Annotated in this window: 4 protein-coding genes; 1 reads left to right on the forward strand and 3 read right to left on the reverse strand. The window is 69.3% G+C overall.

What is annotated here, in order from left to right:
* Positions 1-95 precede the first annotated feature (95 nt).
* The 3 genes from CBZ_RS15850 to CBZ_RS15860 form a co-directional block, all read right to left on the reverse strand.
* A complete protein-coding gene (locus CBZ_RS15850; RefSeq protein ID WP_130782463.1) occupies positions 96-1,427 on the reverse strand; it encodes an ABC transporter substrate-binding protein in 1,332 nt (443 codons plus the stop codon).
* 63 nt (positions 1,428-1,490) lie between these two features.
* A complete protein-coding gene (locus CBZ_RS15855; RefSeq protein ID WP_130782464.1) occupies positions 1,491-2,414 on the reverse strand; it encodes a carbohydrate ABC transporter permease in 924 nt (307 codons plus the stop codon).
* 7 nt (positions 2,415-2,421) lie between these two features.
* Positions 2,422-3,366, reverse strand: a complete 945-nt coding sequence (locus CBZ_RS15860) for a carbohydrate ABC transporter permease (RefSeq protein WP_174768689.1) — start codon at positions 3,364-3,366, stop codon at positions 2,422-2,424.
* Between the two features lie 255 nt (positions 3,367-3,621).
* Here CBZ_RS15860 and CBZ_RS15865 point away from each other — a divergent pair.
* A partial coding sequence (locus CBZ_RS15865) for a LacI family DNA-binding transcriptional regulator (protein ID WP_130782465.1) occupies positions 3,622-3,859 on the forward strand: 238 nt, incomplete at its 3' end.

Here is a 3,859-nt window from a genome sequence, read left to right on the forward strand (position 1 = left end):
GGAGTCCGCGCCGCCGGAGCAGATACCCGGCCCGGACGCGCCGACGGGCGGCCCGCCGGAGCGGACCGCCCGTCGGACGGGGGAGAGCAGCGCCGTCAGCCGCCGATGGCGAGCGTGACCTCCTGCGTGTACTGCTTGGCGGCGTCCTGCGGAGACATCCGGCCGAACAGCACCTCCTGGTTGAGGCGACGCGTGATCTCCGTGACCTGACCGGCGCCCACGGGCGGGACGACCGGGCCGTCGACGATCTCGTCCTCGAGGTCGGCGAGGAACTCCGCCGCCTGCTTGTCCGTGTCGCTGAACTTGTCCTGCACCGCGGCGCGGACCTCGGTGTTGGCCGGCAGGCCACGGTCGGACAGCAGCAGCTCACCGGCCGCCACGTCGTTGAGGAGGAAGTCGACGAGGAGCTTCGCCTCCTCCGGGTGCTCCGACTTGGCCGAGACCGAGTAGTACATGGCCGGCTTGAAGTACATGCCGGTCCGCTCCTCCTCGGACTCGCCGGGGACGCGCAGCAGCTGGAGCTGACGGCCGGACGCCTTGTTGATCGCGGTCAGCTGGTTGGTCCAGAACCACGCCATGGCGCCCTTGTTGGTGCCGACGAGCGACTGCTCGGGGCCACCGGCGTCGACCTCGACCGTGAGCGCGGCGTCGGGCGTGCCGCCGCCGGCCTGCAGGTCGAGCGAGTGCTGCCACCAGTCGGCGAGCGTCGAGTCCTTGTAGCCGACCTTGCCGTCCTCGGTGTAGAGGGACTCGCCGCGCTGGCGGGCGTAGATCGAGAAGCCCGGCTCGTTGAAGCCGTAGTCCTGCGCGCCGTAGATCGTCTTGCCGGTCGCCGTCGAGATCTGGTTGGCGATGTCGACGTAGTCGTCCCACGTCCACGTCTCGTCGTCGGGCAGCTCGACGCCGGCGGCGGCGAACGCCTCCGGGTCGGCGACGATCGCGTACGCGTTGACACCGGTCGCGACGCCGTACAGCGCGTCGTCGATCGTGCCGGACTGCAGCACGTTGTCGTCGATCTTCGAGGTGTCGAGGCCGAGCTCGTTGAGGTCGGCGAGCACGCCGCGCGACGCGTAGTCGGCGAGGTAGCGCTCCTCCTGCGTGATGACGTCGGGGGCGTCACCACCGGCGACGCCGGTGCTCAGCTTGTCGAAGTACGAGTTCCAGTCCGTGTAGTCCGGCACGACGGTGATGTGCGGGTACTTCTCGGTGAACTTGTCGAGCACCTGCTGCGTCAGCTCGTGCCGGGTGTCGGACCCCCACCAGGAGAAGCGGATCTCGACGGGCTCGGGCGGGCCGGAGCTCGTGGCCTCGGCGGCGGGCTCCTCGCTGGAACCGGCGCACGCGGTCAGGGCGAGCGCCCCGACGGCGAGCAGGGCGGCGGACCGCAGGACGGCGGTCCGGCCGCGGAGGGCGGGACGGTGGCGCATGGTTCTCCTTCGTGACGAGGACGTCGGTGTGCTGGTCACTGCGGCCGGGCTGACGCCCGGGACCTACTTGATGCCTGTCGTCGCGATGCCCTTGACCAGGTACTTCTGGCCGAAGAGGAACGCGAGGAAGACGGGCAGGAGGGAGACGATCGACATGGCGAACATCGGTCCCCAGGAGCTCTGCCCCGTGGAGTCGATGAACGTGCGGAGGGCGACCGGGGCGGTGTACATGTCCGGTCTGGTGAGGAAGATCAGCTGGCTGAAGAAGTCGTTCCACGTCCAGATGAACGTGAAGATCGCCGTGGTCGCGAGGGCCGGCATCGACAGCGGCAGCATGATCTGCAGGTAGAGGCGGCCGTGGCCGCAGCCGTCGAGGCGCGCGGCCTCGTCGAGCTCCCGCGGGATGCCGCGGAAGAACTGGACCATGAGGAAGATGAAGAACGCGTCGGTCGCGAGCAGCTTCGGCACGATCAGCGGCAGGAACGTGTTGATCCACTCGAGCCGGGAGAACAGCACGTACTGCGGGACGATGATCACGTGGATCGGCAGCATGATCGACATGAGCATGATCGCGAACCACAGCTGCCGGCCCCGGAACTCGAGCCGCGCGAACGCGTAGGCCGCCATCGAGCAGCTCACGAGGTTCCCGAGCAGCGAGCCCAGCACGATGAGCGCCGAGTTCATCAGGTAGCGGCTGAACGGGTACTGCAGCGCCGTCCAGCCGGCCGTGTAGTTGGTGGTGTCGATCTCCGACGGGATGAGCGACACGTCCCGGAAGATCAGCTCGCTCGGCTTGAACGAGCTCACGAGCAGCCAGATCAGCGGGTAGAGCATGAGCAGCGCGAGCGCGATGAGCCCGGCGTGCTTGAGCAGGGCGCGCGAGCGCGAGGGCCACGGGGAGCGGCGGTGCTCCGGGGCGGCCCCGGAGGGACGCTGCCGGGCGTCGGCGCGGGAGGCGTGCACGCCGGCCGCGGGGTCGGGGCGCATCTGGAGGTCAGTCACTGTAGAAGACCCAATACTTGGAGGCGAGGAAGTTGATGGCCGTCATGGCGGCGACGATGAGCACCAGCAGCCACGCCATCGCGGAGGCGTAGCCCATCTGCAGGGCGGTGAAGCCCTTCTGGTAGAGGTAGAGCGTGTAGAACATCGTCGAGTCGGCCGGACCACCGGTCCCGCCCGAGACGACGAACGCCTGCGTGAAGCTCTGGAACGCGCCGATGATCTGGAGCACGAGGTTGAAGAAGATGATCGGCGTGAGCAGCGGCAGCGTGATGTTGCGGAACTGCCGCACCTTGCCGGCGCCGTCGATCGACGCGGCCTCGTAGTACATCTCCGGGATCTGCCGCAGACCCGCGAGGAAGATGATCATCGGGGCGCCGAACGTCCAGACGTGCAGGATGACGAGCGTCCACAGCGCGGTGTCCGGGTCGGACACCCAGCCCTTGCCCTGCACGCCGAACAGCGCGAGGAACGCGTTGACGAGCCCCTCGGTGCCGAACACCTGGCGCCACAGGATCGCGACGGCGACCGAGCCGCCGAGGAGTGACGGCAGGTAGAACACGGACCGGTAGAACGCGAGCCCGCGCAGGCCCCGGTCGAGCAGCATCGCGAGCGCCAGGGCCACGATCAGCTGCAGCGGGACCGCCGTCAGGACGTACGTGAACGTCACCTTGAGCGAGTTGAGGAGCCGGGGGTCCTCGAACATCCGCGTGTAGTTGTCCCACCCGATCCAGGTCGGGGGGCGCAGCAGGTTGTAGTCGGTGAACGACAGGTACGCCGACGCCAGCATGGGTCCCACCGTGATGAGGCCCAGCCCCAGGAACCACGGTGCCAGGAACACGGCGGCGGCCTTGCCGTCCCCGCGTCGCGGGCCTCCACGGGCGGTGCCCGGGGTGCGTCGTCGTCCGGACGTGCGCCGGATCTCGCTCACTACCGACATGCGTCGATCACCTCGTTGTCGATCGGCGTTGCGTGGGAAACCGGTTCCCGAGTCGGTACCGTAGCACCGCGCAAGGCCCTTGGGAACCGGTTTCTGATCGTGTATGTTCGGCCCGGAACCGTACCGGAGGACCCTGTCCGTCCAGCACGCGCCGCCACCCGCAGGACGCCCCGACGGGCCCCGCGGCACGGCACGGGCGAGGGTGGACCAGGGGGCCGGGGCGGCCGACGAACGACGACCCGCTGGAGGGCTGCAGTGACGCAGAACGGGTGGGCGCGCAGCGCGCCGACCATCGCGGAGGTCGCGCGCATCGCGGGGGTCTCCCGCGCCACGGTCTCGCGCGTGATGAACGGCCACACCACGGTCGACGCCGAGCTCGCCAGCCGCGTGAAGGAGGTCGCCGACCAGCTCCACTACCGGCCGAGCAACGTCGCGCGCAGCCTCTCCCTGGGGCGCACCGAGACCGTCGCCGTCGTCGTCCCCGACCTCGCCA

It is taken from the genome of Cellulomonas biazotea, from assembly GCF_004306155.1.
In the GTDB taxonomy this organism is placed as follows: domain Bacteria; phylum Actinomycetota; class Actinomycetes; order Actinomycetales; family Cellulomonadaceae; genus Cellulomonas; species Cellulomonas biazotea.

Coding starts and splice junctions, on each gene's coding strand:
- CBZ_RS15850 (WP_130782463.1), bottom strand. CDS start 1,427: ATGCGCCACCGTCCCGCCCTCCGCGGCCGGACCGCCGTCCTGCGGTCC.
- CBZ_RS15855 (WP_130782464.1), bottom strand. CDS start 2,414: ATGCGCCCCGACCCCGCGGCCGGCGTGCACGCCTCCCGCGCCGACGCC.
- CBZ_RS15860 (WP_174768689.1), bottom strand. CDS start 3,366: ATGTCGGTAGTGAGCGAGATCCGGCGCACGTCCGGACGACGACGCACC.